The sequence below is a fragment of the Hymenobacter sp. HD11105 genome (assembly GCF_054051685.1).
This window is the reverse complement of the sequence record NZ_JBSWBR010000002.1, coordinates 663,199-686,602: the sequence shown is the minus strand read 5'-3', so window position 1 is coordinate 686,602 and position 23,404 is coordinate 663,199. Positions and strand designations below refer to the sequence as shown.

Below are 23,404 nucleotides of genomic sequence, written 5' to 3'. Positions count from 1 at the left end.
CTCTCCGCGAGAAACCCCACTACCACCATGCTCAAGCATTTTCTTCTGGCCCTCGTCCTTTTATTGGGCACGGCAGCGTCCCCCGTCCCGAGCTTCCGTATTGCCAAGCTACATTACGGCGGCGGCGGCGACTGGTACTCCAACAAAACGAGCTTGCCCAACCTGATTCAGTTCTGTAACCAGACGCTTAAAACCAACATTGCGCCCGAAGAGGCTGTTGTGGAGCTCGACAACCCGGAGCTATTCACGTACCCATTTGTACACATGACGGGCCACGGCAACGTCGTTTTTACGGAAGCTGAAGCCAAGAACCTGCGACGTTACCTCACTGGCGGCGGTTTCCTGCACATCGACGACAACTATGGCCTCGACAAGTTCATCCGCCCCGAGATGAAGAAGGTGTTTCCAGAGCTGGAGTTTGTAGAGTTGCCCTTCTCCCACCCCATTTATCACCAAAAATTCGATTTCCCCAAAGGTTTGCCCAAGGTACATGAGCACGAAGGCAAGCGTCCACAGGGTTTTGGCCTCCTCTACAAAGGCCGTCTGGTGTGCTTTTATAGCTATGAGTGCGACTTAGGCAACGGCTGGGAAGACGTAGGCACCTACGATGACCCACCCGCTACGCATGAGGCCGCGCTCCGCATGGGTGCCAATTTGGTAGCTTACGCCCTGACCCAGGACTAAAAGCGCGCCTGTGCTGTATAAGTAGGCAAGTTCATGACTATAAAAGCTGCAACGGCCGACTCACTAGGTTTTAGTGAAGCGGCCGTTGCAGCTTTTTTGCCCCCAGCACCTAGTGGGGTTTTAATCGTATTTAGGCTTGAGTATCTCGCTCAAAATAAAGCCCGCACGCAAGTCGGCCGGATTGCGCAGCATGGCCTGCACGCGGCGCCGAGCATCTTGGCGAGCCTCCTCGGCAGCCCGGATAGGTTGGCGAGACCGGTTTTCGTCGCGGGCTGGCAGCGCCGAGGTGCGCGGCAGGGTATCAGCGCGACGTGCGGGCCGCGCCAGGGCTTCGAGAGAGCGGGCCGGCGGCGGAATGGTTTCTAACGATCGGGCAGGCACCTCCGTGCGCTCCAAGCTGCGCGGTACTGGAGCCTGTTCACGCGGTAGTGGCCGACCAGCCGGCGTGGTTTGCGCGGGGCGAGCCACAGGCGGTGCGGGCTGGCCCTCGTTCCCCTGCCTATTTTGCGATTTCATCTGCTCCAGCAATTCCTGAAAGGAAGTAGTGGGCAAACCCGGGACTTTGGGCGGAGTGGGCCGCTCGCGCACTTCTCGATCCGCCATCTCGCGGGCCTTTTGAATCATGCGCCACACAAAAACACCTAGGCCGAGAAGGATAAGCAGTAAGGTTTGAAACTTGTCCATAGGGTTAGTTTGAGGCGTGAGTGAATTAGGTAAAAGCCATTCTTCGGCTTCTTCACCCCACACGTGGTGCACTGATAACAATTGAGAGCAAGTATTAGCGCACTCCCTTTTCAGGAAATTTACCGGTTTTAGTCCGATAGAAGGCTTGTATCTTCTCCAGATCGGCCTCATAGTCTCCGCTAGGGTAAATGGGACCACCAACGCCGGATTCTTTGTTCTTATAATCCAGGAAACCCAGCAGGATGGGGACGTTGGCTCCCTCGGCCGCGAAATAAAAGCCCTTACGCCATTTGGGCTGGTACTGACGAGTGCCTTCGGGCGTGATAAGAATAACCAGCTCCTCACGCTCCTGAAACAGCTTTATCATCCCATCGACGAGGCTGTTGTTGCGGCTACGGTCTACGGGTAGAGCACCCAACGAGCGCATCAGCCACCCCACAAAAGGATTATCAACCCACTCTTTCTTGACGGTAAAGCGCACGGGCACATTCATCAGAAAGAAGGAGGCCCGAGCGTACAGAATGTCCCAATTACTCGTGTGCGGGGCCGCAATCATCATGGCTTTAGTTATACCAGGCGGGACCCGTGAAACTAGCTTCCAGCCTGTTAGCCAAAACCAGAATTTAGAGAAGTAGTACCAGAAGAAAGGTGTAGTAGAGGCTCTTGGCATAAAGATTTGTTTGGTGGGCCAACGAAAAAATGCCCCCCAGGGTTAAAACTAGATAATTTTTTGGCCCTTAACCGGCCGTGCGCGTTTTCTATTGCAACGCTCGCAGCTGAGGCGCCAGGCTAAGCGTATGGCGATAACCAATATCGAAGAGCTCGGTGGCGCGGCGGTAGCTCAGGGTGCGAAAGTGGCGCAGTTCGGGCGGCTCTATGACCAAGTCACAGCGTAGCCGTCGGGCGGGCGTGTTAGCATTGATACCCAGCAGTAAGGTGCGTTCCACCAGGCTGCGAAAAGAAGTGATGCGCGCGGCTGCATTCACCGGATTGCAGTGCACGCCCACAACGGCCATGCCTTGGTCGAGGAGCGGCTCCACAGGCAGGTTATTCAGCAAGCCCCCATCAACTAATTGTCGCCCCTGGTACTCGACAGGTCTATAAAGAACGGGTACCGCCGAAGAGCCCAGCAGAACCGGCAGCAGCGGCCCTTCAGAAAAATATACGGATACACCCTCCACCAGATCAGTGGCTACCAAGGTGAGAGGGCGCTGCAAGTCGGCGAATGTAAAATTGGCCCCCAGGTGCTCTTCCAGTAGCTGCTGTACCGCGTCGAGGTGCAGCAATCCATGCCTACTAAAGGCTGGCCGTAGCAAACGGGTTATAGGCATGGCCGTAAACAGGCGCAATATCTCAGCCGGTGCATAGCCAGCCGCATAAAAGGCGCCCACTATGGCGCCGGAGCTAACTCCTACGAGCCGCGCTACCGGAATTTCTAGCTCGTCTAGCGCTGCCAATACGCCTAGGTGCGCAATTCCACGTGCTCCGCCCCCCGACAATGCAAAGCCTATTTCCCGCATGTGGTAGTTGTTACGAAGACGCCTGGTTTAACACAGCCTGTCAGTTGATCAGTTAAATAACTCAACTTCAGACCTACAGATCTTCTAGGCGCAGGGTTTCTGCCAAACGCACTCCTCTGTCGGTCATCTGCACGGTGCAAGCGGCTACGGTATGGTCGTGCTCGAGTAAAAGAACCCAATTCTCAGCCGCCGCCCGATTAAGTACCGCTTCTTTTTCAGCCAACGTCACAAGCGGGCGCATATCGTAACCCATCACGTAGGGCAGCGGAATATGGCCAGCCGAGGGCAATAAGTCAGCCATAAAGGCTAGTGTGCGGCCTTTGTATTCCAGCACGGGCACCATCATCTTCTCAGTGTGACCATCTACGAAGATGATTTCCCGAAACTGCGGCAGCGGGGAAGCGGCGCCCGGGGTTATGAACTGCAAATGCCCGCTTTCCTGAATAGGCAGGATGTTTTCCTTCAGAAAACTAGCCTTCTCCCGAGCGTTAGGCGTCACAGCCCACTGCCAATGCGCTTCATTCGACCAATATGTAGCATTCGGAAAAGCCACTTCCAAATTGCCCCCCGGCGTACGCACCACCGATCCACCGCAATGGTCGAAGTGCAGATGCGTCAGAAATACGTCGGTAACATCGGCAGCCGTGAAGCCCCGCTGGCGCAGGGAGTTCTCCAGCGTATCATCGCCATGAGGGTAAAAATGCCCTCTGAACTTCTCATCCTGCTTGTTACCCATCCCATTATCAACGAGAATGAGGCGGTTGCCATCCTCAATGAGCAAGCAACGCATTGCCCACGTACACATATTGTTCTCGTCGGGTGGGTTCAACTTTTGCCACATGCTTTTAGGCACCACGCCAAACATGGCCCCACCATCGAGCTTGAACAAGCCAGTATCAATAGTATGCAGGTTCATTTAATATTTATCAGTTACCATTTAACATTCAACAATCACTCAGCCCTGAAAAAGGCTTCTTTTGAAAGGACATTTAACGCGACCAGAACAGCTGTTAAATGGTAACTGATAAATATTAAATATTCTCCACCACGCCCATAGCCGCGAACTTATCAATACGCTGGCTGATGCGCTCGTCCGCGGGCATAGCACTTAGCTCATCGAGCGTTTTGATGAGGGTCTTTTTCAGAGTATCAATCATTTTAGGCGCATTGGTATGGGCCCCTCCCAGCGGCTCCTTCACAATGCCATCCACCAGTTTGGCTTGCATCATGTCGGTTGCCGTCAGTTTGAGGGCTTCTGCGGCTTGCTCTTTATAGTCCCAGCTGCGCCACAAGATGCTGGAGCACGACTCTGGTGAAATAACTGAGTACCACGTATTCTCCAGCATCAGCACCCGGTCACCGATGGCAATGCCCAATGCTCCACCCGATGCCCCCTCGCCGATAATGACGCAGATAACCGGCACCTTCAGAAGAAACATTTCCTTTAAATTGCGGGCAATAGCTTCGCCCTGCCCCCGCTCTTCGGCCTCAAGGCCCGGAAATGCGCCAGGCGTGTCGATGAGCGTGACGATTGGCTTGTTAAATTTCTCCGCAAGCTTCATTAGGCGCAAAGCCTTCCGATAGCCCTCGGGGTTAGGCATTCCGAAGTTGCGAAATTGCCTCTGCTTCGTGTTACGACCCTTTTGCTGACCAATAAACATCACAGAGCGGCCATCCAAGTCAGCAAAGCCGCCTACCATAGCTTTATCGTCAGCTACGGTACGGTCGCCGTGCAGTTCAATAAACTTGCTAGCCATGCCTTCGATATAGTCGAGGGTATACGGCCGGTCGGGGTGACGCGAGAGCTGCACCCGCTGCCAGCGGGTGAGGTTGGCGTAGGTTTCTTTTTTGAGGGCCTTGATTTTGGCCTCCAACGCCGCGACGGCCTCCGATACATCTACTTGGCTGTCAACAGCCAATTGCTGCATTTCGCGGAGTTTGCCTTCAAGGGCCGCGATAGGTTGTTCGAAATCGAGGAGCATTGCCGGGAAAGAAATAGGCGTCAGATAACGAAAAAGGGGTAGAAGCTGGATAAATCAGGCTCAAACCAGAGTCGGCAAAGGTAAGAGAAACCATTCCACCCGCGATACCGAACCGCTTGAATCATGGCTACAAAAAACAATGTCGCTGAAAAACAGCCACAACTGAATAGAAACGCTTTTTTTTACAAAAAAATTGCGCCCTGTGTTGTGCAGTCTCAAACCTCCTCCTACCTTTGCAGCACTTTAAGGGAAAAACAAACGGTTCACCCACAAAGTAATTGGTTCGGTAGTTCAGTTGGTTAGAATGCCGCCCTGTCACGGCGGAGGTCGCGGGTTCGAGTCCCGTCCGGACCGCAGGTCATCCTGTGAAGCCCTTGTAAGTCAATAACTTACAAGGGCTTTTTGTTTGTAGGTAAAACATAGGTAAAACAAACAGTGGGATGCCTCAAATTTCTCTTTCTTAGGTCGAGCGCAAAAACAGATCCTGTGCAGATAGCGCCGATAGTTATAGAATAAGGCACAGTAGTGCACTTCCTTTCCCATTGTCTAACTTGTAAATTTAAATATACCCTTGCTGTGCTAACTCTGGAGTATGGCTATAGAGCTTCAGAATTGTGTTAGAATGAAGTCATAATCCCAGCAAACATAGCAGCCTATTTTTACTATGTTTGCTGGCTAACTATATGTACTGCGTCTCTATTTGATACAATTTTACTTTGCTCTATGCATACCCCTGAACAGCAGGCTCGCCTGCGCATCGACCAGCAGCTTGAACTCGCTGGCTGGATAATTCAAGACGCTGATAAAATCAATCTAGGCGCTGGACCTGGTATTGCGGTGCGAGAGCTTCAAACAGAGACAGGGCCTGCTGATTATGGTCTAATCGTAGATAAAAAGCTAGCTGGTATTGTGGAAGCTAAACGAGAGGGCACCTCTCTAATAGCTGTAGCGGAGCAAACTAACCGCTACCAGACCAGTTCCACCATGTATATTCAAAGGGCAGCGCCGGTACTGCCCTACGGTTACGAGGCTAACGGGAGTGAGGTACGCTTTCGCGACCTGCGAGATCCCAATTCTCGCTCCCGCAACGTCTACAACTTTCACCGCCCAGAAACATTGCGCGCTTGGTTGAATGATGATGTGACTTTGCGCCACCGCCTGCAGTCACTTCCTGCGCTAGTTACCACTGGCTTGCGCGACTGTCAGGTGGAAGCTATTAGCAACTTAGAAGAATCCTTGAGTTACGACCGGCCTCGTGCTCTCATCCAGATGGCGACCGGTTCGGGTAAGACGTTCACAGCCGTATCCTTAATCTACCGACTCCTTAAGTTTGCAAAAGCAAAGCGCATTCTCTTTTTAGTTGATCGCGGCAACTTAGGTCGACAGACACTGCAGGAATTTCAGCAATATACCCCGGCCGACGACAGCCGAAAGTTCACTGAGTTGTACAACGTACAGCACTTGACTTCCAACAAGCTTAATACGGTTAGCAAGGTCACTATCACCACTATTCAACGCCTGTACTCTATGCTGCGTGGCGAAGCTGAGTACGAAGCTGCCAACGAGGAGAGTTCTGGATTTGAGGATAACGAAGTAATAGCTACATCACGTCCTAAGGAGGTGGCTTATAATGCTACCATTCCGCCTGAGACTTATGATTTTGTAGTTATCGACGAGTGCCACCGCTCCATATATAACATCTGGCAACAGGTGCTCGAATACTTCGATGCCCACCTCATAGGTCTCACAGCCACTCCAGCTAAGCAAACCTTCGGCTTCTTCAACCGCAACCTGGTGATGGAGTACAGCCACGAGCGCGCCGTGGTGGATGGTGTGAACGTGGGTTCCGATGAGTACCACATTGGTACACGAATCTCCCAACAGGGCTCCACGGTAGAAAAGGGACAGCCAGTACAACACGTCGAGCGCCTCACGCGCAAGAAGCGCTGGGAATCCCTCGACGACGACCTGACCTATACTGCTACCCAGCTTGACCGTTCCGTAACGGCTAGTGACCAAATTCGTAGTGTTATTCGCGAATTTCGGGATAAGCTCTTCATTCAGATCTTCCCTGGTCGGAGTATCGTGCCCAAAACGCTCATCTTCGCCAAGAGCGACGACCATGCTGACCGCATCGTAGACATTGTGCGCGAGGAGTTTGGCAAGGGTAACGACTTCTGCAAAAAAATCACCCATGGCACTACTGGCGAAAAAGCTGATACGCTCATCCGCAAGTTTCGCAAGGATTATAATCCGCGCATAGCCGTGACGGTGGACATGATTGCCACCGGTACTGATATCCGCCCGCTGGAATGTTTGCTCTTTATGCGCGACGTGCGTAGCCGCGTTTACTTTGAGCAAATGAAGGGCCGGGGCACTCGTGTCATTAGTAGCAGCGACCTACAGGAAGTAAGCTCCGACGCCACTATGAAGACGCGCTTTGTACTAGTTGATGCAGTAGGTGTAACGCACTCACTGAAAAAGGAGTCAACTATTACTACTGAAGCTATTAAGGGCGTAAGCTTCAAAGAATTACTAAAAGCATTATCACTTGGCAGCACCGATTCAGGGTATTTAAAAACCCTGGCTACCCGGTTGGCGCGCTTGGATCAGCAGCTTACACCCGCTGAGCAGGCAGCTGTAGGAAAGCATGCGGAAGGATCCACTGTTAAGGACCTTGCAGGCCGGCTCTTTGATGCCGTCGACCCAATAAAATTGGAGGACACAGCTACTCGTCTGGCTCAGGCTGAAGGTATAGTGCTCTCCATCACTGGATCTGATGGAGAAGAACAGCCAGCGGAAGTTCCAGAAAAGTACTATCAGCAGGCTGAGCAGCAGCTCACAACGACTGCAGTAGCCCCCTTCGAAAACCCTGAGCTACGCGAGCTACTAATCAAGCTGCACACCCAGAAAGACCTTATTATCGACCATCTCAGTATTGATGAAATTTTGGTCTCAGAGTTCGGCAGAAAGTTTTCACAAGAGGAAGCTGCTGAGGAGTTAGCCCGCCAACATGTAGGTAAGTTTCACGCCTTCCTTGAGGAACATCAATCCGAAATTATAGCCTTGCAAATACTTTACAACCAACCTTGGAGCGACCGCGAACTGACTCACAAGCAACTTAAAGAACTTGCCGATGACATGAAGCGGATGCACCCAAGCCTGACCCCGATACATCTCTGGGATGCATATGAGCGGCTCGATAAAACCCGAGTACGGGGGAACATGGGCCAAGCTGGTACCAAAGAGATGCTTACCAATCTCATCAATTTGGTGCGTTTTGCTCTAAATCATACCAATGTGCTTGAACCCTTCCCCCAGACCGTAGAAGATCGCTACCTACAGTGGTTAAGCCAGCAGCAGTTGGCGGGCCGCATGTTCAATGAGCAGCAAAGACACTGGCTTGACATGATGAAGGACCACATAGCTTCTTCCCTAACTGTGGGAACAGCGGATTTCAGTTACGTACCTTTTCAGGATTATGGCGGCTACGTACGCGCTCAAACCCTATTCGGCCATGAGCTTCCCACAGTGGTGCAAGAATTAAATAAAGCACTCGCCGCGTAATCGGCTTAATTAATAGAATGCAGAAGAAAAAGGAATTGCCGAAGGGCTGGATATGGACAACCATTGGCGAATTAGCAAGAACAAGTAGTGGTGGCACTCCAAGCCGCAAAAATCCTCACTATTTCACTGGTCATATTCCTTGGGTTAAATCGGGTGAGCTAGGGGATGGCTATGTCAAGAACTGTGAGGAGTTTATTACTGAAGATGCAGTCGCCAATTCCAGCGCTAAAGTCTTTCCTAAACACACTTTGCTAGTTGCCCTTTATGGAGCAACTGTTGGTAAAGTTGGCATCCTCACCATGGATGCAACTACTAATCAGGCTGTGTGTGGGATTTTTCTACCTGAATCAGTAGAGTTACAGTATGCATTTAATTATCTAATTTCTATACGTAGAGAGCTGATTGCGCAAGGAAAGGGAGGAGCGCAGCCAAACATAAGTCAGGATATTGTTAGAAGCATCCCTTTCCCCCTAGCGCCCCTGCCCGAGCAGCGCCGCATCGTGGCAAAGCTAGAGGAGCTTTTTAGCCGCCTAGATGCGGGCGTGGCCACCCTACGCCGAACCCAGGCCCAGTTGAAACGCTACCGCCAATCAGTGCTGCATGCAGCGGTGACAGGCGAACTGACCCGCCCTTGGCGTGAAGCTCATCCCCAGCCTGAGGAAACAGGAGAGGATTTACTGGCGCGCATCCGCCAGGAGCGACGGGCGCAATGGGAAGCCATTCAAGTGGCGAAGCGTGGGGGGCAATTTTCGCTTAATGACGCTTGGAAAAAGAAATACGAGGAGCCTGCCGCCCCTGATACTTCTGGGTTGCCGGACTTGCCGAAGGGGTGGACGTGGACAGGATTTGCTCAAGTAGCTGCTCTTGAAGCCTATGCTCTTAAGGCAGGCCCCTTTGGTTCGGCTCTAAAGAAAGAATACTATGTATCCTCTGGCTACAAGATTTATGGTCAAGAACAGGTTATTCGTCAAGATGCAAACTACGGTGACTATTTTATTGATGAAGCGCGATACGAGAGTTTGAAATCTTGTGCAGTTAAACCTGGCGACATTTTAATAAGCTTGGTTGGTACAATCGGCAAAGTTTTAGTCCTGCCTGATGGAATTCTACCTGGAATCATCAATCCTCGTTTGGTGAAACTTAGCCTTGACAACCAAACTATAAGAGCAGACTTTGCTAAGATTTATATTGACTCACCAATCGTAAAGTCTAGGTTTTCTACGGTATCACACGGTGGGACAATGGATATTCTGAACCTATCGACTCTGCGTGAGCTTCCAGTGCCTCTTCCTTCACTAGCTGAACAAGATTTTATCTTATTGGAAGTCGATCGACTATTTTCAGCACTCGACCATGTTGAACAAGCCTTGAAAGTGGAACTCGTCCGCTCCGAACGGCTGCGTCAAAGTATCCTTCACCGCGCCTTCACTGGTAAGCTCGTGCCTCAGAATGCCACCGATGAGCCTGCCGCGGCACTACTAGCTCGGCTTGACCAGAAGCCAGCTGCCCAGCCCGCTGCTAAAGCTAAGCGCGGACGTAAGGCTAAGGATTCAATCCAAATCGACCTGTCTTTTTAGTTTTCCTTAATTGTGGGAAGAGAAATAAGCTTATTCTCCGGCTACAGCCAGAAAGAGAACCGCACGACTAACTATTGCCTATTGGTATTGAAGCTACTGTATCAGGAACATCCTAAATTCCTGGCAGAGGCACTGAGTACTATCGTAGGGGGTGGCAGCGGCGTGCAGGTAGGTGTTCAATTCCAGCAGCAGGTTGGCAAAGGAGCCAGCGTACCCGATGGCATCATCACCCAGCCTTCATTTGCTGTTTATATCGAAACCAAGAACTTCGATTGGTTTTACTCACAGCAGCTTAGCGACCACTTGATCGCGCTGGCGCAGGAAAACGCTGAGCAGAAAATAATGCTAGCGCTTTCTAACTTTGAGGGTGATGTGAGTCAACGTTTTAAGGACGTGCAAAAGCAATGCACTGAGCAATATGGTGGGCGAATCGTCTTTGCCGCCGTCACCTTTCAGGAGTTGCTCGACGCTGTACGCCTTCCAGGCTTGTCTCCTAGCCTCAACAGCACCATCGACGAGTTTGAGCAATACCTAAACCACGAAAACTTGCTCCCCGACTGGAAAGGTCGTTTAGATGTATGCAACTGCTCTCAGTTTGCGGGCATGTTGGTGTCAGCTAATGTCTACATCTGCCCGGCGGAAGGTGGCGCTTACAGCCACAGCCGCTGCGAGTTCCTTGGCCTGTATTGGAGCAAGTACGTGCGCTACATTGCCAACGTCCGAGGAGTAGTTGACCTCTATAAAGATAACACACACAAGCTACTCTGGATTAATGACGGCTCTGCTGAAGGCGACATCGTAGACCTAGCCCGACAACGGTTTAAGCAAGCCTACCTTGATAATACTGATTGGAACGCTCGGGTATTCGTACTTGGCCCGCTGGTAGAAACAGCTTTCCACAAAAATACCTCTGGTGGCATGCGCAGCAGCCGGGAATACTTCTGGGTACGACACTTATTGCCAGCTTCTCCCGAAGAACTAGCTGAGAAATTGCGCGCTGCTACCTGGTCCAAACTGAAATAAATACTTCCTAATGAATAACGAGGCTTCTACAATTTCCGGGCGCGTATGGAACTACGCTGGCGTTCTGCGCGACGCCGGGGTGAGCTATAGTGATTACGTTGAGCAGATCACCTTCCTGCTCTTCCTTAAAATGGCCGACGAGCAGGCTGATACTGACGATGTACCTGCACTACCCGAGGGTCAAAACTGGGCTTCCATGCGCAAGCTCGAAGGCGACGAATTGGAAGTGCAGTATCGCCACGTACTTACTAGCTTGTCCAATCAACCCGGCATGCTCGGCATCATCTTTAAGAAAGCGCAGAACAAAATTCACAACCCTGCCCTACTACGTCAGCTCATCAGCACAATTGACAAGGAAAACTGGTCAGGCATGAGCATCGATGTAAAGGGTGAGGTGTACGAAAGCCTGCTAGAGCGCAATGCTGAGGACGTGAAAGGCGGTGCAGGCCAGTACTTCACACCGCGCCCACTTATCCAGGCCATCGTCGACGTAGTTGCTCCGCGTCCAGGCCAGACCATCTGTGACCCTGCCTGCGGCACAGCGGGCTTCTTACTCGTGGCCCGCGACTACTTGGTAAAGCACTACGCTCGCACCATGGACCGCGACCAAAAGCACGCTTTGCGCAATGGCACCTTCTACGGCTCCGACATTGTAGATTCTGTAGTGCGCCTAGCAGCCATGAACCTGTACTTGCACGGCATCGGCGGCCTGGAAAGCCCCGTGCTCACCAGGGACTCCCTCGCCTCAGACCCCGGTGAGCGACATGATATCATCTTAGCCAACCCGCCCTTTGGTAAGAAGAGCAGCATCACTGTACTCGGCGAGGATGGGGAAGCCAGCAAGGAAAAGACGACCTACGAGAGGCCCGACTTCATTGCCACCACTGGTAACAAGCAACTCAACTTTATCCAGCACATCTACACCATCCTCAAGGTGGACGGTAATGCTGCTGTGGTACTGCCCGATAACATACTTTTCGAGGGCGGAGCGGGGGAAACTATCCGCCGCAAATTGCTCAAAGATTGTGATGTACATACCCTACTACGCCTGCCTACCGGCATCTTCTATGCCCAAGGCGTAAAGGCTAATGTACTCTTCTTCACCAAGAAGACCAGCGGAGAAAATGCTCGCACTAGTAAGCTATGGGTATACGACCTAAGGACAAATCAGCATTTCACTCCTAAAACCAACCCCCTGCGCCGCACCCACCTCGACGACTTTGTGCAATGCTACGGTAAGCCCGGGGAAATAGGCAAGCGTACAGAAACCGAGCGATTTAAGTCCTTCACTTATGAAGAGTTGCTGGCCCGCGATAAGGTGAGCATGGACATCTTCTGGCTTAAGGACGAAACTCTGGAGGACAGCGCCTCGCTGCCTGCCCCCGATGTGCTGGCTTTGGAGATTACCGAGAACCTGCAGGCAGCCCTGGCCCAGTTCACCAGCATTGCTGAGGAGCTAGAGGTGACTGAGTAGATTAAGCTGATTAAAAACCAGGCACTCACGACAAGTGCCTGGTTTCATTTTGAGTGGGTCTCTATTTCTATTGCTTACCTATCGGAGCATGGCTTATTCTATTTGTACGGCTCTAATTCAGCGTTCTACTAACACCGCAGACTTTGAGGCCACAGCATCACAGCGGCTGGCGCTATTGGACGTAATATTAACCCAGCTCCATCCTACAGATGTATTGATATTGCCGGGGGGCTATTTCAACTTTCGCAAGAAGCCTTTAGACGTGTATAAATGGGTAAAAGAGCATTTACCGCCGCTGGTTAAGCAGCACAGCCCTAATACTGTAGTGGCGGTGGGCTTAGATATAAACATAGGCGGGCAACGGCATGAATTAGCCGTGGCTATTAGTAAAAGTAAGATCAAGGCAGCGGCTCGCAAGTTTCAGATGGATTTGCCTACTAAAGCAGATGGTCCTTGGGAAAAGGAAGCCGGTTGGAACCGTACCTTCACTAAAAAAGGCAAGCGGTATTATTTAGCCATCTGCAACGATATTTTCGGGCTAAGGAGAAGGAAGGTCGGTATGGAGCTACCAGTGCATGCAGTGCTAAATACTATTCACTATTTCAGTCCAGCAGGTGAAGACCATGGGGGTGACGTGCAATTCGCACGGCATGGCTTGGCTGGGGCTGCCCACCACTGGAAACGGCCCGTGTTTGGAGCAGCACACTTTCTGCGCCCGCAGATTCCAGAGAACTGGCCGTCCGGGGTAAAGTGGAAGCGCGGCCTCGCCGATGACTACCATTGGACCTACGCAGACAATACGCTGAAACCTCAGCAGATTGACAGCCTTAGGGTTAAAGTTGGAAGTGACACAGCAGAGCTACGATACTACCAATTTTAATCTAGCACCTACTTAACTGCACTTCTGTCCGAAGTGCACTATGTATCGCCTTTCAGGCAAAAGCCTATTACCTTATCTGCTCCGCTACTAGCTACCACCCAATCTTAAGACGTCATATTTAGCGCCGCCATACCCGGCTCGGTGCCCGCTTTCCAGCATGCTTTGCAGCGTGCGGCTGTCGAGCAGGATGGCCGAGGGCTCCGGCCGGCCGTGCGCAGCAGCTAGCGCGGGTCATCCACCATTGATTCAAAGCAGCGTGACTCCAGCCAGCCGCGGCAGTTGCAGGCACACGGCCGGCCAAGCCGGAAACTCGCTAGGCAGGTAGCGCCACGGCACCCCGGTGCGGGTCAGGTAGCGCACGGCGTTGAACAAGTGCCGCAGCAGATATTCCCGTTGAGGGGGCGCTTCGCTCATCAACGTCAGGTAGGGTGCGGCAAACGCCCATTCGTCGTCGCTTACATCACTCGGATAATCAGGATGGAGTTTTTCATCCCCAAATTCCCTCAATTAGACATTAACACGCACTAGGGAATTAGCATTGAGAGACAGTCGTAAACATATTTGACGCCAGCGGTTATTGATTCTATTAGCCATTAGTTGAACGCAACGAAGTCGTAACCCGAAAAATACATAACAGCATTTCCTGTTTAGTATTCGCAATAAAATCTTTTAAGTTTAATTCGTCTCCATAACAGCTAAGTCCCATTGGAAACGTTAATCGTGCAATACCATAGAAATAGCGCAGAAAAGTAGCACGATGGGGGTTGTCCTTCGAAGACTCGCTCCTTTCAATAATTTTTTGAATCAGTTCTCTGCGAATACTTACTTGCCTCGCATTGTCATTAAATTTAGCCCGGCCTATTTTGTCAGATTCAACGACTTGGCTGAATATGGCTTTTGCATCATTCTGGGACTTCTCTAAAGTATCAAGCATGATTTCTAGCGAAGGCTGGTTCTTCATAAAGGATTCAACCGTTGTGGAGCAAATAGGACTGATACTTTTAAATTGTGAACTTGTTTTATAAGTATTAAACTCTATTCTTTCTGAAACAATTGCATCAGAAAACGCATTAAAGTGGACTCTTTCAGCTTCAAGCAGACTATCATATTGTGCTCTAAACAATTTCCCGCCATCATACTTGGACGCATCCAACTCATAAGTTTTCACCATGTTGTTAAGCATCCGTGAATTGTTTTTTCCTATTATTTCTAACTCGATGCGTAATTTACTATAAGCTTCATACCTGCGAATTAAAAAATTAAATAAATATTCATGCGACTCGATTAACTTTCTCTGTTTTAGGCTTAATGTAGGCGAAGCTGCTAAAATAGCGAGTTTCTGGCTTGCATCCCTGGAAGCTTGACGAAATGCGGCTTCATCGATAGCATACTCAAGCTTACTTTTTAGTCCAGCAAGTTCCTGGTTTTGCTGATAAAGCGTCACCTTATTAGGGTTAACGTGGGTAATTGAGGGGGTACCCTTTCCCGTCCGTGTTGACAGTATCTTTGTTAATTGTACTTCCTGAAAATCAAACGTGCCATCCGGATTAGCACTTAATACCCGAGTGAACTTCTTAAACCCCTCCTTTTCAACCAAAAGGCTGTAACTAATACCACTTACTAATTCTACCCTTATATCAAATATTCCTCTGCTGTCAGTGTATTTTTCTTTAGGCACTCCTCTACTTGTTATACTAACTTTAGCATTTGTGATTACATTTAGGTTTGTGTCAGAAACCCTACCTGTTATTTGAACAATTTTTTGAGATTGTGATCCTCCATTAATTAATATTGCTGATGAAATGTCGGCCGCTTTAGTAATTGCGGACGCTGACAGACACAGGTTAGACAAAATGCAGATAGCAACTATAATCTTGCACATGGTTAATTACTTTAAAATGTACGCGCTAATCGTATATCCTGAAAAACTTTCTGAGGATTAGGAGATAAATACTCATTAAACACCTTGTATTTCTGTACATCTACCCTTATTTTAAAAGAAGCATGTTCATCATTTTTATCAAAAGCGATACGGTAAACACCTTTATTATCAGTGTAAGTATAGGGTGGTACGCCTGAACTTTCTATACTAACATGTGCACCGCTTATTGGCAGTTCGCTCTCAGCATCTATGACTCGGCCGGATAAAATAATTTTTTCGGCTCCCAAACTGGGTTGCTCCTTAACAGCAGATGGTGCGATTGGCACTTTGGGAGTAGGTTGGGCTTGCTCTTGGGAAGTCTTCACGTCCTTATTGATGGGATCAACGGCTAGTTTTATGATACTACCCACAGCGGCTATTAGAGCAATCACAATTGCTGCCTTGTCTCTAGAAGTCATAACGAGAAGGTTACTGATTATGCAATTTAATATTTAAGCTTAAACTGAGATACTCCTTATGGCAAGTATTGTATATAAGCGGCTTCGAATGAAGAATGATCTTCTGGCGGTGGTCTAACTAGAGCGTGTTAATGACTCAGCAGGTTGATATGATTTGCTTTGACCATCATCAATCAGGCAAAGACGAGGTAGTGAATGCCTTCCAAGGTACTGGCGAGTCGTTCATAATTCCGGGATAAGCATCGGAAGCGGGCAGCCCAGGCAAAGGAGCGCTCGACGTCCCAGCGCATGGGCAGTAAATGGCTCGCTTGGCCTGCGGCAATTTGACGACGTGCAATTCGATGTCCTGGGCCGCCGCGGCCTGCGCCGGTTCCTGGCCGGTAGAGCCCTAGTCGACATAGACCAGCATCATAGTTTGGCCCGTGATAGCCTGCACTTCTTCGGCAAGCGCCGCCACCTGTGCCCGGTTCTGAGCATTGGCTGGCGTGACCAGCGCCGCCAATGCCCAGCGTGTCGACGGCCAAGTGCACCTTACTGCCTTTGCGGCGCTAGCCCGCCCGGTGGCCACTTTCCGGCCTGCTTTGCAGCGTTCGACTGTCGTGCAGCATCGCCAAAGGCTCCGGCGAGTGGCCTTGGGTGGTGTGCAGCAGGTGCCGCAAATTGTCGACCAGTATCTCAACGCAGCGTGCCTCCAGCCACCTTTACCAACTCTACGCCTACTTAAAGCAGCCCCGCCAAGGACCTGTCCCCTTGGAAGCCATCCTTCTGTACCCCGTTACGGAGCAAGCCTATCACTTTCGCTACCAAGTAGAAGGCACGCCCCACGCCATGCGTAAAAACCGTAAATCTGGATCAGCCGTGGCAAGTCGTGGAAAGCGAGTTGCTATCTATCGTCGGTTTATAAGAGGACCACAATGTTCATCATAAACCCATTATATTCTGCGTATTTAATGACTAGATGGTCCCAAAATGGAGTATAAGTGCATGTAATAGTTTAGCAAGACTCCTCTCATAGATGAGGTGATTGCTTGCAGACAGCAGTCAATTCTGGCAAACCAATCAACACTTCGGATCCTTCTTTGAGCTTATTCAGTGCGTCGTAAAGAGCTTCGTAATTCCCCCCTCCCAGATGGTAGAAAAAGTAACGGATAGCGGCTTCGAGTACTTACACGACCACCAAAAATACCCTCTACGGTATCGTAGAGGGTATTTTGTCTTTAAAAGAGTACACGTAGGAGTACACGCATCAACCACCTGCGTGAGCCTTCTTAACTTTGTCGTGACAAACTAGCTAGTAGATCCAGTATCTGTAAGCTCAGCAACACCAAGTCACGCTGCTCGTTTCGAGTCATTCATACCATAGTGGAACTAACGCGTTAGCAAAAGAAGTAGCCGCCCCAATGCAGCAAGAAGATGTCTAAGCCATCATCAAGCAAATGGGGCTTCTCCATAGAGAGAAGCCTCATGAAACCTAGCATGTCGGTCGAGAAGATGTCTTTTTATGATAGCATCGCCTTTGCAATATTTTGCAATATAATACCTAGCATGAGTGCGTTTTAGTGGGCTTGTGCTCATACAAGTAAGCCCGCATTTAGCCAGTAAAGCTGCTTAAGTAGCATTGCTTGATTGCTATTCAAAAAGGAAGTATCCTCGGGTAGCAAGGCGCCAAAAACGAGGAGTGGGGCCTTAGCAGCAGTATTCGGCTCCGGCCGCAGCCATACCTTGCCTCGCCAGAATGCGAAGCGTTTGGTTACTGCCGCGTTCAGGTGGCCCGCCGCCAAGGCAACGGGGTAAGCCTCGCGCAGATGCTTCGTAAAGGCGGCTTCGTCCAGTTGCTGTGAGCTGACGTGAGCGTTTTCTTCAATGAGTAGCAGCAGCACGAAGGCCAGTACCTGCTCGGCCGGACCGAAACTGAAAGGGCGGGTTCTCCCCTGCCCCTGCGCCAGCGACCCAAGCAGATGGTGCTGTAGGCGAACCTTACCAACGAAGCGCTTAATCTGACGGGGCGTGCGCAGTAGGGCGCGGATGTGATCGGCATAGGCCAGCAGCAGCAGTTGCAGTAGCATAGGCTCGCGTTGCTGGGCCGGTGCGTTTTTGGCCTGTTGCAGCCCCTGCCTTGTTTGGTACCAGCCATAGCCAGCCAGAACCAGGGGCAGCAGCGCCACCAGCCCTAATACAAAGAAAGCAAAATAGTTCTGCCACTGCCAACGGGGGAGTAGTTTAGCTCTAGTATATATCGATTCGTAATAATTTCTTAAGTCTTCCTTTGAAAAATTAGATAAACTCCCTTTGCGATGCCATAGATAGTCTTGCTGGGCGCGGCAGGAGTCCAGCCAGCGTAGTAAATGCAGTTCTCGATGGCACGAGTCCAGCAACTGCCGGGCAATGCCGTCGCGCTTTGTACTTGCTTCGCCCTGTTGTAGCTCCAAAGTGTTAACCAAGGCCAGCTTTTGCTGCATGAGCGTGGTGGAGTCGGGAGACGGCCGCCGGGACGGAAGCGAATCCGGCGCCGCCAAGTCCGGCAGGTCTGGTTTTTTTAACTTCTGGGCTTGCGCGTCACTAAGCTGAAGTAGGGCCAACTCGCGTCGGTAAGCAGCCAGCAGGCTGGCCTGCTGGCCGGGTTGCTGCAAGTAGCGCAACTGCAGGGTGGCCAAATCTTGCTGGATGGCGTCGAGAACGTCTAGGGAGGCAGCCTGGTTTTTACGCAGTCCATATAGTAAACTCAAACGCCGAGTCCGAATGGCAACCGCATTAGCTGAATCTAAATCGGCCACATTATTTACATTTAGTCCACGCAAATAATTTAGGCTGTTGTAAAGCTGCATGTTATGGGCGATGACCTGCCGACGGAAGCGTAGTAGCTCCCCTAGCGATAGGCTGTGGCGGCTGGAGTCAAGTCTTTGCAGTTGAGCAGTGACTTTCACCAGCGAATCCAAGAGGTACCTTTGCAGAGTGAATTGTTTATACTCATAATCAAGGTTTGGGGCAACAGTAAGGAGGGCATGGATGCGTTGCGGTAGCGTATGGCGGCCCACCTTGGCGGAGCGAGAGGGTTGAGAGGGTTCGGCCGAGTTTGTCAGTGCAAGGCATACTAGCGCTGCCAACGCCACGCCGGCTACACTGCCTAGTAGCGGCTGCCACCTGACCTGCCCGACCCACGTGCCGAGCCGTCTGAAGTGCGCACGGATAGTTACCAAGCCAGCTATCAGTTGTCGTCGAATGCGTTGCCTGTGGGTTCTCATGCAGTGGTCGGCGGCATGCTGGGTGTACGAGTGGGCGCTTCGCTGCCGAAGAGTAAGTGGTTGAGTTGGTCAGGGGTGCAGTTTTGCAGGCTTGGCAAGGGCACCACCAAATCAACCAGCTTGGCTAGGTAGCGGGCAGCGTGCCGGGTTGCTTGGTCTTCGGGCAGACGGCTCTTTGCGTCCAAGGCTTCGCCCAGGGTGCGGGCTACTTCCGGCACGTACATTCCCAGCACGAAATACAACCGGGCTTCGCCTTGCCGCTCTTCCTCAAGTTGGCTGGCCGTGTCGGAGATGAAGTTGATGCTTTCCAGCAGCTCCAGCACCCGGCTTCCGGGAATGCGGTCCACGTCGTCGATGAAGATCAGGAAACGGGTGTGGGGCGGGGTGGCCCGCATCAGCAGACGGAACTCTTGCTGGTATTTGCGGCGGTAGCCGGCATCAGCCCGTGCGGCCTCTAGCCGGAAACGTTCCATCGGCACGAGGCCAGCTAGCAGGTTGGTGCGCTCCTGCCAGGTTTTGAGCAGACCCCAGGCGGCCCCGCCCCAAGCTGCTATGAACGCCAGCAGGGCGGTCTTGTCGACTGGATTATTTGCACTTCCGAACAGGGCCGCCGCCGGGGCCACCCTTCCGCCGTCCGCCAGCCCGGTTTGCAGCAGCGCGTAGAGGAACCCTCCCGCGCCCGCCAGCCCCAGCGCCAGTACGAAGGCCGTGCGCAAGGCTTCCCAGAACCCTTGGCTGCGCAGCCGCTGCCACCACAGGCGCCGGTGAAAGCCCGGCATCGCCTCGCACCGGGCTAGGATGGTGCCCAGAAAGGTAGCGAGCAGGTGCTGCTCGCTTTGGAAGTGCCATACGTTAAACCACAGGTCTTGAAAGGCGGGTCTCGTGCCTTCAGTTGTTAGGGCGCTACGTATTTGGGCCATCAGCGAGCTTTTGCCTGAGCCCCAACCTCCAGACAGCACTAAGCTGTAGGGGGCCTGCGTAGCTGGGTGTTGCAGCAACTCACAAATGGCCTTGGTCAAGATGCCAAAGCCCAGCGCATCTTGGTCGGCCGGCTGGTCAGCCAAGCCCCGCGGAGTAGATACGTATGCCACCTGCGGCGGGCGTTGCGACTGCCGAAAAAACGCTTGCTTGGTGCGATTGAACTCGTCGAGTAAGTAAAGTGCCGCCAAGCCTGTAAGGCAACCCAGCCCCAACAGCACGAGAGAAATGAGAAATACCCGTTCGGCTTCGAGGCCAAATAGCGAGCCATGAGTATGGAGCCAACTCGGTATCGCTTCCATTAGGGCTAGCAGGAATAATGTACCCAGCAGCACCCATATTCCCACTAATAATGCGCTACACCAGCGAAGGGCCCGGCGCTGAACTACGAAGCGCTGGGTTAGGGTTACCAACTCGGAGCTATCGTTCAGCGCAGTCGTCGCATCTGGGGTGGACATATAGAAGGCATTTGACCCTTTATATTAGTAAAATGTGCGTGGTAAATCTAGTATTACGTAAGTTGGGTTATTTCCTTTAGGCTCTTCCGTGCAGTATCAAGTCAACGATCCCTCGCTAGAATCACAGTGGCGGTCTCTCATCCTCTTCGGCAAAAACTCGGCGACCTACAAGTTTGCCTTTGCCAAGACGTTGCTGGAACTCGCCGAACACGAAACCACCACCATTACCCTCTCCGACTTAGCCGAACCCTTTGCTCGGCACATAGTCGAGCATTTGCGCGAGCACGACAAGCAAGGCAGCGCGGCGTCGAGCAAGTTTTTGACTATATGCCGCCAGTTTCTGGCGAATCAAGTCTCACAGGAGCGCCTGTTGCAGCAAACCGAGCAATTAGGTTTTGTGAACGTGCTGGATGCCTTCCAAGTGGTCAATGGGGGCCTGTTGCCCCAGCCCTTCTATGAGCAGCACAAAGTCAACGGCAAGCCCCAGCTCACGCTCACTGATCACTTTCTGCGCCTGAAAGAGTCGTTTCACTTCCAGAACCTCCCCCAAGAGGCGGAAGCGCGGTGGCGGCTGGTAGAAACGGCCTGGAACCTGAACGTCAGCCCCAACGTGCTCGAGGTGGAGTATGACGAGGCCGCCAGCCAATTCTTCATCCAGCGGGATCTACTGCGCCGGGTGAACATCACCTCCGTGCGGGATGCGTTGAACGGCTACCAGAAGGGCAAGTGCTTCTACAGCTTACAGAATATCAGCATTGTGCCGGGCTCTGCACAGCTCTGCGCTGTGGATCACTTTCTGCCGCACTTGCACAAACAGATTCACCTGCCGGCCAATATCAATGGCGTGTGGAACCTAGTGCTGGCCGATCGAAGCATCAATGGCCAAAAGAGCGCCCGGGTGCCGCACGTGCGTTTCTTAAAACGGCTGCACCAGCGCAACGAGTTCTTCATTGAGAGCAAACATCCCTTATCCGAAACGATCATCAACCAGACGGGCCCTACGCCCGAAAAACGCCGACATTTCCTGCAGCGCCACTACCAGTTGGCCCTCGACTACGCCATTCACGAGTGGCAACCGGCGGTGGAACTGCCCGGTACCTTCTAGTCTATGAGCGTCTTTCTGCAGCTGCCCGCCGAGCGTATCCTTTACCGGGATGCTCACTTCTTCATTATTCTGGATAAGTATCCAGTTTCGCCCGGACACTCGCTCATCATTTCCAATGAGCTGCGAGCAGACTACTTCGCCCTTACGCTTGAGGAACAGCAGCACTTACCTTTAGTCATCGCGCAGGCCAAGCACTTGGTAGAGCAGACCTACCTTCCAGCCGGCTATAATATAGGCATGAATTGCGGCACCGTTGCGGGTCAAACCGTGCCCCATTTTCACTGCCATCTTATTCCCCGCTACCAGGATGATATGGCTGATCCACGCGGTGGCATTCGACATTGTGTAGCTGGCAAGGGCTACTACTAAAGGCCTATTACCGAAAAACTTACGCTTATAAAGATTACTTTACCACTACACGCTTAACAACTGCTATTGGTTCTAAGCGCAAAGTGTATACGCCTGAAGGTAGGCCAACGGTAGAGATGGTGAAGGAAGATTTAGCAGGAATAGCCTCTATCCGGCGCACTACCTGTCCTAAAGCGTTAAACAACACCGCCTGTATAGGCATTGCCTTGATCCGATTTGGCAACAGCACCGTAAAGTTTTCTAAGGCTGGATTAGGGTATAGAGTTACTGCCGATGCTGATACTGGGATTGGACTGGTAAGTACAGTGCCTGTGTTGAGTAGTACGCCTGCCGTCGCGCTGAACGGACCAGTAAGGTTGGCTGTGACGATATCGAGCCTGCCGTCCTTATTTAAATCACTGAGCGCTAGATAATATGGCTCACCACCTACATTAAAAGACAATGCTGGATCAAATCCCCCACCGTTCTTTCCTAGCAACACCTCTACCCTATTTGCTACCCGGTTGTTTGCAACTACGTCTAATCGCCCATCACCATTTAGGTCGCCCAGTGCTAGTCGGGTAGGAAACCCTGAGACAGCATATGTACTGGCAGATGTGAACGTACCGGCGCCTTGCCCGAGCAAGAGGCCAATGGTGTTTGCGTTCCGGTTAGCTGTAACTATGTCCAGTAAGCCGTCTCCGTTGACGTCACCTAAGACTACATGTACCGGCGAACCGCCAGCCGAGAAGGTGCGGGGAGGATCGAACGCTACACCCCCGCCGCTCTGCCTAAGCAGAACACTCACATTGTTAGTGCCTGCACCGTTGGTAGTGGTGACGATATCAGATAATCCGTCACCGTTCACATCGCCCAAGGCCATTCCAATGTCAAAGCTAACTGGCATTCCGGTTAGGAATGAACCAGCCGGCGAGAGCTGGCCATTACCTTGCCCAAGTAGAACTGATACATTATTAGTATTAGGGTTTGTGCCCGTGTTGTAGTTAGAAGTAACAATATCAAGTTGACCGTCGCTGTTAAAGTCCCTCAAGATCAAGCCTGCGATATAGCTACTCCCTGTAGAATAGGCGGTTGCGGGTGCTAGCACTCCACTAGCCTGCCCCTGCATTATCCCAACATTGATAGGCCCGGTACCACCAGCTACAACTACATCTTGCCTACCGTCACCATTCATGTCACCAATTGCAACATCGTTAGGGTTTAAGGGGATAGAATAGGTAGTCGCAGCTACAAAGCTCCCACCCTGCTGCCCTAGCAACACTCTCACGACCGGATTACCCTCTATATAGATGATATCCGGCTGGTTATCTCCGTTTACGTCGCCAACCGCCAAACCCCTTGGACCACTTCCACTGGAAGAGGTAGTGTATGTTATAACAGGGGCGAAGGATTGAGCATATGCACCTGAGGTCAGCATATAGATTACAAGCAAGAAAACCGCAGACAGGTTATCCTTAGACATTGACTCAAAAGAGGAGTTCATTTAGCTAATGCGATAGAGGTGTTGGTAATAAAATTTCG

20 protein-coding genes and 1 tRNA gene are annotated in these 23,404 nt (G+C 51.5%); 9 read left to right on the top strand and 12 right to left on the bottom strand.

Features of this window, described 5'->3' with window-relative positions; all coding sequences use genetic code 11:
- Nucleotides 1–27 precede the first annotated feature (27 nt).
- Nucleotides 28–684: a DUF4159 domain-containing protein gene (locus ACW9KT_RS09130; RefSeq protein ID WP_457079540.1), complete on the top strand. Its 657-nt coding sequence runs from the start codon at nt 28–30 to the stop codon at nt 682–684.
- A gap of 120 nt (nt 685–804) precedes the next feature.
- Here the strand turns inward: ACW9KT_RS09130 and ACW9KT_RS09125 are convergent, their stop codons facing one another.
- The 5 genes from ACW9KT_RS09125 to ACW9KT_RS09105 form a co-directional block, all read right to left on the bottom strand.
- A complete protein-coding gene (locus ACW9KT_RS09125; RefSeq protein WP_457079538.1) occupies nt 805–1,368 on the bottom strand; it encodes a hypothetical protein in 564 nt (187 codons plus the stop codon).
- A 94-nt stretch (nt 1,369–1,462) separates the two neighbouring features.
- Nucleotides 1,463–2,038, bottom strand: a complete 576-nt coding sequence (locus tag ACW9KT_RS09120) for a 1-acyl-sn-glycerol-3-phosphate acyltransferase (RefSeq protein ID WP_457079536.1) — start codon at nt 2,036–2,038, stop codon at nt 1,463–1,465.
- A gap of 88 nt (nt 2,039–2,126) precedes the next feature.
- Nucleotides 2,127–2,888 (bottom strand): patatin-like phospholipase family protein, encoded by a 762-nt coding sequence (locus ACW9KT_RS09115; RefSeq protein WP_457079534.1) that lies wholly within the window; start codon nt 2,886–2,888, stop codon nt 2,127–2,129.
- Nucleotides 2,889–2,961: 73 nt separating this feature from the next.
- Nucleotides 2,962–3,804 carry an MBL fold metallo-hydrolase gene (locus tag ACW9KT_RS09110; RefSeq protein ID WP_457079532.1) on the bottom strand — a complete coding sequence of 281 codons (843 nt, stop codon included), beginning with the start codon at nt 3,802–3,804 and terminating at the stop codon, nt 2,962–2,964.
- Nucleotides 3,805–3,919: 115 nt separating this feature from the next.
- On the bottom strand, nt 3,920–4,870 hold the full coding sequence (locus tag ACW9KT_RS09105) for an acetyl-CoA carboxylase carboxyltransferase subunit alpha (RefSeq protein WP_457079530.1): 951 nt from the start codon (nt 4,868–4,870) through the stop codon (nt 3,920–3,922).
- Between the two features lie 280 nt (nt 4,871–5,150).
- Between ACW9KT_RS09105 and ACW9KT_RS09100 the strand changes: the two genes are divergently transcribed.
- From ACW9KT_RS09100 to ACW9KT_RS09075, 6 genes are all read left to right on the top strand, one after another.
- Nucleotides 5,151–5,224: transfer RNA gene (locus tag ACW9KT_RS09100), tRNA-Asp, on the top strand.
- 369 nt (nt 5,225–5,593) lie between these two features.
- Nucleotides 5,594–8,437 (top strand): type I restriction endonuclease subunit R, encoded by a 2,844-nt coding sequence (locus tag ACW9KT_RS09095; RefSeq protein ID WP_457079528.1) that lies wholly within the window; start codon nt 5,594–5,596, stop codon nt 8,435–8,437.
- A gap of 17 nt (nt 8,438–8,454) precedes the next feature.
- Nucleotides 8,455–10,014 carry a restriction endonuclease subunit S gene (locus ACW9KT_RS09090; protein WP_457079526.1) on the top strand — a complete coding sequence of 520 codons (1,560 nt, stop codon included), beginning with the start codon at nt 8,455–8,457 and terminating at the stop codon, nt 10,012–10,014.
- Between the two features lie 12 nt (nt 10,015–10,026).
- Nucleotides 10,027–11,037 carry a hypothetical protein gene (locus ACW9KT_RS09085; protein WP_457079524.1) on the top strand — a complete coding sequence of 337 codons (1,011 nt, stop codon included), beginning with the start codon at nt 10,027–10,029 and terminating at the stop codon, nt 11,035–11,037.
- A 10-nt stretch (nt 11,038–11,047) separates the two neighbouring features.
- The gene (locus ACW9KT_RS09080) at nt 11,048–12,511 is read left to right on the top strand and encodes a type I restriction-modification system subunit M (RefSeq protein ID WP_457079522.1); all 1,464 of its coding nucleotides are present in this window, start codon (nt 11,048–11,050) and stop codon (nt 12,509–12,511) included.
- An 88-nt stretch (nt 12,512–12,599) separates the two neighbouring features.
- On the top strand, nt 12,600–13,391 hold the full coding sequence (locus ACW9KT_RS09075; protein WP_457079520.1) for a hypothetical protein: 792 nt from the start codon (nt 12,600–12,602) through the stop codon (nt 13,389–13,391).
- A 246-nt stretch (nt 13,392–13,637) separates the two neighbouring features.
- Here the strand turns inward: ACW9KT_RS09075 and ACW9KT_RS09070 are convergent, their stop codons facing one another.
- The 6 genes from ACW9KT_RS09070 to ACW9KT_RS09045 form a co-directional block, all read right to left on the bottom strand.
- On the bottom strand, nt 13,638–13,898 hold the full coding sequence (locus tag ACW9KT_RS09070) for a transposase (protein ID WP_457079518.1): 261 nt from the start codon (nt 13,896–13,898) through the stop codon (nt 13,638–13,640).
- A gap of 79 nt (nt 13,899–13,977) precedes the next feature.
- Nucleotides 13,978–15,273 (bottom strand): carboxypeptidase-like regulatory domain-containing protein, encoded by a 1,296-nt coding sequence (locus ACW9KT_RS09065; protein WP_457079516.1) that lies wholly within the window; start codon nt 15,271–15,273, stop codon nt 13,978–13,980.
- A gap of 11 nt (nt 15,274–15,284) precedes the next feature.
- A complete protein-coding gene (locus ACW9KT_RS09060; RefSeq protein WP_457079514.1) occupies nt 15,285–15,731 on the bottom strand; it encodes a carboxypeptidase-like regulatory domain-containing protein in 447 nt (148 codons plus the stop codon).
- Nucleotides 15,732–15,904: 173 nt separating this feature from the next.
- Nucleotides 15,905–16,261 (bottom strand): transposase, encoded by a 357-nt coding sequence (locus tag ACW9KT_RS09055; protein ID WP_457079512.1) that lies wholly within the window; start codon nt 16,259–16,261, stop codon nt 15,905–15,907.
- A gap of 1,041 nt (nt 16,262–17,302) precedes the next feature.
- The gene (locus tag ACW9KT_RS09050; protein ID WP_457079510.1) at nt 17,303–18,655 is read right to left on the bottom strand and encodes a hypothetical protein; all 1,353 of its coding nucleotides are present in this window, start codon (nt 18,653–18,655) and stop codon (nt 17,303–17,305) included.
- A 314-nt stretch (nt 18,656–18,969) separates the two neighbouring features.
- The gene (locus ACW9KT_RS09045; RefSeq protein ID WP_457079508.1) at nt 18,970–20,409 is read right to left on the bottom strand and encodes a P-loop NTPase fold protein; all 1,440 of its coding nucleotides are present in this window, start codon (nt 20,407–20,409) and stop codon (nt 18,970–18,972) included.
- 88 nt (nt 20,410–20,497) lie between these two features.
- Here ACW9KT_RS09045 and ACW9KT_RS09040 point away from each other — a divergent pair, with 88 nt between their 5' ends.
- A complete protein-coding gene (locus ACW9KT_RS09040) occupies nt 20,498–21,514 on the top strand; it encodes a hypothetical protein (RefSeq protein ID WP_457079506.1) in 1,017 nt (338 codons plus the stop codon).
- A 3-nt stretch (nt 21,515–21,517) separates the two neighbouring features.
- Nucleotides 21,518–21,883 carry an HIT family protein gene (locus tag ACW9KT_RS09035; protein WP_457079504.1) on the top strand — a complete coding sequence of 122 codons (366 nt, stop codon included), beginning with the start codon at nt 21,518–21,520 and terminating at the stop codon, nt 21,881–21,883.
- 34 nt (nt 21,884–21,917) lie between these two features.
- Here the strand turns inward: ACW9KT_RS09035 and ACW9KT_RS09030 are convergent, their stop codons facing one another.
- The gene (locus tag ACW9KT_RS09030) at nt 21,918–23,366 is read right to left on the bottom strand and encodes an FG-GAP-like repeat-containing protein (RefSeq protein WP_457079502.1); all 1,449 of its coding nucleotides are present in this window, start codon (nt 23,364–23,366) and stop codon (nt 21,918–21,920) included.
- Nucleotides 23,367–23,404 lie beyond the last annotated feature (38 nt).